3 protein-coding genes and 1 pseudogene are annotated in these 3,514 nt (G+C 72.2%); 1 reads left to right on the top strand and 3 read right to left on the bottom strand.

All coding sequences use genetic code 11. From position 1 onward, the window contains the following. Positions 1-29: 29 nt before the first annotated feature. Together GTW43_RS08895 and GTW43_RS08890 are read right to left on the bottom strand one after the other, a co-directional pair. Positions 30-485, bottom strand: coding sequence for a 5-carboxymethyl-2-hydroxymuconate delta isomerase (locus tag GTW43_RS08895; RefSeq protein WP_237536489.1), 456 nt, complete (start codon positions 483-485; stop codon positions 30-32). 227 nt (positions 486-712) lie between these two features. After that, positions 713-2,077, bottom strand: coding sequence for an FAD-dependent oxidoreductase (locus tag GTW43_RS08890; RefSeq protein WP_161301081.1), 1,365 nt, complete (start codon positions 2,075-2,077; stop codon positions 713-715). A 231-nt stretch (positions 2,078-2,308) separates the two neighbouring features. Between GTW43_RS08890 and msrA the strand changes: the two genes are divergently transcribed. Continuing rightward, the gene (gene msrA, locus GTW43_RS08885; protein ID WP_161301080.1) at positions 2,309-2,833 is read left to right on the top strand and encodes a peptide-methionine (S)-S-oxide reductase MsrA; all 525 of its coding nucleotides are present in this window, start codon (positions 2,309-2,311) and stop codon (positions 2,831-2,833) included. Positions 2,834-2,836: 3 nt separating this feature from the next. Here the strand turns inward: msrA and GTW43_RS08880 are convergent. Further along, a pseudogene (locus GTW43_RS08880) lies at positions 2,837-3,514 on the bottom strand (serine/threonine protein kinase); the annotation flags it as partial.

Here is a 3,514-nt window from a genome sequence, read left to right as displayed (position 1 = left end):
CCGATGCGCCCGGCCGCCGCACACCGCGCTCAGCAGCGGGGACGGCGCACCAGCACCCCGTCGCGGGGCTCGGCCGCGGCCGCGGCCTCGCACCGGCGGCCCCGCGCCGTCACGGCCCGGGCGCCGGGCGCCGCGGGGGACAGGCGCGTCGGATCGAGGCTGTACGCGTCCAGTTGGCGTACTTCGACCGAGCACACGGCGTCGGGGACGACGAACGAGCGCAGCAGGCGCAGGGCGCGCTGCGACAGCCGCGTCAGCGTGCCCTCGCTGCGCCCCGGCAGCAGGGCCACCTCGACGTGCACGACCGGGATCGCCGGGTCCTCGCCGCCCATGACGTACGTCTCCGAGGCCGCGCGGAAGAAGACCTTGCAGGTGCCCTGGGAGCCCGCGGCCTCCACCACGAGGGTGTGCAGCGCGGTGGCGAAGGCGGGCCGGTCGAAGGCCCCGCCGAGGCGCGGCGAGTAGTCGACGGTGATGTGAGGCACGGCGCCTCCAGGGCGGCGGGGCGGCGGCGGGCGACCGCGCGACGCATTAAGTTCAGGATGCAACTACAGCGTCCGTCAGCTTAACCCGCCACCGCCCCCGGCCCGCCGTCCGGCCGGTCCGTCCCGCCGGTACGGGGCGCACGCACCGGGACGGACCCCGGACGCGGGCGAGCCGCCGGCCCGCAGCAGCGGACCGGCGGCTCGTGACACGCGGACGGGGCGTCGGGTCAGGCGCCGCTCGCGTCGAGCATCGCGTCGCGCTCGACGATCTTGACGCGCTCGCGGCCCTCCGGCTCGCCGAGCGCCTTCTCCGCGGCGTCCAGCCGGTACCAGCCCTCCCACGTGGTGAAGCGCACCCCGCGCTCGCCGAGGAAGGCCTCGACGGCCTCGGGCGCGGGCGTCGTCGGCGTCTGCAGACGGCCCGCGGCGTGGTCCTCGAGGAGGTGCGCGATCGTCTCGTTCGCGTCGCCCTTGGTGTGGCCGATGAGGCCGACCGGGCCGCGCCGGATCCAGCCCGTGACGTACGTGGAGGACAGGTGCGTGCCGCCCTCCTCGATGACCCGGCCGCCCTCGTCGGGCACGGTGCCGGTGGCGACGTCCCACGGCAGCTTGGGCAGCTCGTCGGAGAGGTAGCCGACGGCGCGGTAGACGGCCTGGACGTCCCAGTCGGTCGTGCGCCCGGTTCCCTTGACGTTGCCGGTGCCGTCCAGCTCGGTGCGCTCCGTGCGCAGCCCGACGACCTTGCCGTCGGTGCCGAGGATCTCCTGGGGCGCCTCGAAGAAGTGCAGGAAGAGCTTGTGCGGGCGGTCGCCGACGTCGCGGATCGCCCAGTTCTCCAGGGTCTTGGCGACCATGTCGGTCTGCTTGTTCTTGCGGCGCTCCGCGATCGAGCCCTCGTCGTAGTCGATGTCCTCGGGGTTGACGATGACCTCGATGTTCGGCGAGTGGTCGAGCTCGCGCAGCTCCATCGGGCTGAACTTGGCCTGCGCCGGACCGCGGCGCCCGAACACGTGGACCTCCAGGGCCTTGTTCGCCTTCAGGCCCTCGTGCACGTTCGGCGGGATCTCGGTCGGCAGCAGCTCCTCGGCGGTCTTCGCGAGGATGCGGGCGATGTCGAGCGCCACGTTGCCGACGCCGAGCACGGCGACCTTCTCGGCCGACAGGTCCCAGGTGCGCGGGACGTCCGGGTGGCCGTCGTACCAGGAGGCGAAGTCCGCCGCGCCCAGCGAGCCGTCGAGCTCGACGCCGGGGATGCGCAGCTCGCGGTCGGCCATGGCGCCCGTCGAGAAGACCACCGCGTCGTAGAAGGAGCGCAGGTCGTCGAGGTGGATGTCCGTGCCGTAGTCGACGTTGCCGAACAGGCGGACCTGCGGCTTGTCGAGCACCTGGTGCAGGGCCGTGACGATGCCCTTGATGCGCGGGTGGTCGGGCGCGACGCCGTAGCGGATCAGGCCGAAGGGGGCCGGCATGCGCTCGAAGAGGTCGATGGACACCCCCGGATCGGAGGCCGCTTCGGACTTGAGCAGCGCGTCGGCGGCGTAGATGCCGGCGGGTCCGGCTCCGACAATGGCGACCCTCAGGGGGCGGGGCATGTTCAGGTTCCCTTCGAGTGGTCCAGGGGTACTCGAAGGGAATCTTAAAGTAAGGCAAGCCTTAGTCGGCAGACGGGTCCGGTCTATGGGCTCATAAGGCGAAGTTATGACATGCCATAGGCTCGCTTGGGTGCCTGTCGGGCGGCCGGGCATAGACCGGGCGCCGCGACTGTTGCACACCCGTGGGCGGGCACGAAGGTCGGCCCTGCCATGTCGTACAGGGAGCGTCGCATGACCAAGGAAACCGAGAAGGCCGTACTGGCGGGCGGCTGCTTCTGGGGGATGCAGGACCTGATCCGCAAGCTGCCCGGCGTGCTGTCCACGCGCGTCGGCTACACCGGCGGGGACACTCCGAACGCGACGTACCGCAACCACGGCGACCACGCCGAGGCCATCGAGATCGTCTTCGACCCGTCGGCGACCGGCTACCGGGACCTGCTGGAGTTCTTCTTCCAGATCCACGACCCGAGCACCAAGGACCGCCAGGGCAACGACCTGGGGCGCAGCTACCGGTCCGCGATCTACTTCGACGGCGAGGCGCAGCGCGCCACCGCACTGGACACCATCGCGGACGTCGACGCGAGCGGCCTGTGGCCGGGCAAGGTCGTCACCGAGGTCGAGCCGCTCGGCGACTTCTGGGAGGCCGAGCCGGAGCACCAGGACTACCTGGAGCGCTACCCCGAGGGCTACACCTGTCACTTCCCGCGGCCCGGCTGGAAGCTGCCGCGCCGCGCGGCGCAGTCCCCGCAGGCCTGAGCCTCAGCCGCCGTCGAAGGGCACCGTCCGCCGGACGGTGCCCTTCGCGTCCGTCTCCACGTATCCGCTCTCGTGGTAGTCGTTCGACAGGTACATCATCATGCCGAGCGATGTGTGGAAGGTCGGGTCCGGCGCCTTCACCACCAGGTACCGCGACGTCGGATCCTTCACCCCCAGGGTCTTGCGGGCCTCGGCCAGCAGGCCGGGCACGGCGTCCCAGTCGAGGCTGTCGATGTCGAAGGGGCTCTGCATCGACGTCACCGTGCCGCTGATGATGCCCTTCTCGGCGCCACGGTCGGGGAAGTAGGTCCAGGCGTCGTAGCGCGTCCTGCTGCCGTCGGCCATCACGCTCGCCGACACGTGGTCCGGGTAGACGGTGAAGTCGCACATCCGGTCCGTGCCGGTGGCCTTTCCGAGCGCCCGCACGGCGGTGCGGATGCCGTCGGGCGTGAGCAGATCGCGCCGCTTCGCGGACGCGCTCGGCGGGGCGGTGGGTCCCGAGGTGTGCGCGGTGGGGGCCGACGCGGAGTGCGAGGGTCCTGCCGGGTCCGCACCCGCGGCGCCGTCCTGCGGCCACAGCGCCCAGACCAGGGCGGACACCAGCACGGTCCCGGCCACGGCGGCACCGGCCAGGGCCGGCCGGAGCGCGGAGGCCCGCCCGGGTGCGGTCGGTGTCCGGAC

Source organism: Streptomyces sp. SID5785 (assembly GCF_009870065.1).
Taxonomy (GTDB): Bacteria; Actinomycetota; Actinomycetes; order Streptomycetales; family Streptomycetaceae; genus Streptomyces.
This window is presented reverse-complemented; position numbering and strand designations above follow the sequence as displayed.

What these genes read in the sequence shown, in the direction of transcription:
- msrA (WP_161301080.1), top strand. Translation starts at nt 2,309, where the DNA reads ATGACCAAGGAAACCGAGAAGGCCGTACTGGCGGGCGGCTGCTTCTGG.
- GTW43_RS08890 (WP_161301081.1), bottom strand. Translation starts at nt 2,077, where the DNA reads ATGCCCCGCCCCCTGAGGGTCGCCATTGTCGGAGCCGGACCCGCCGGC.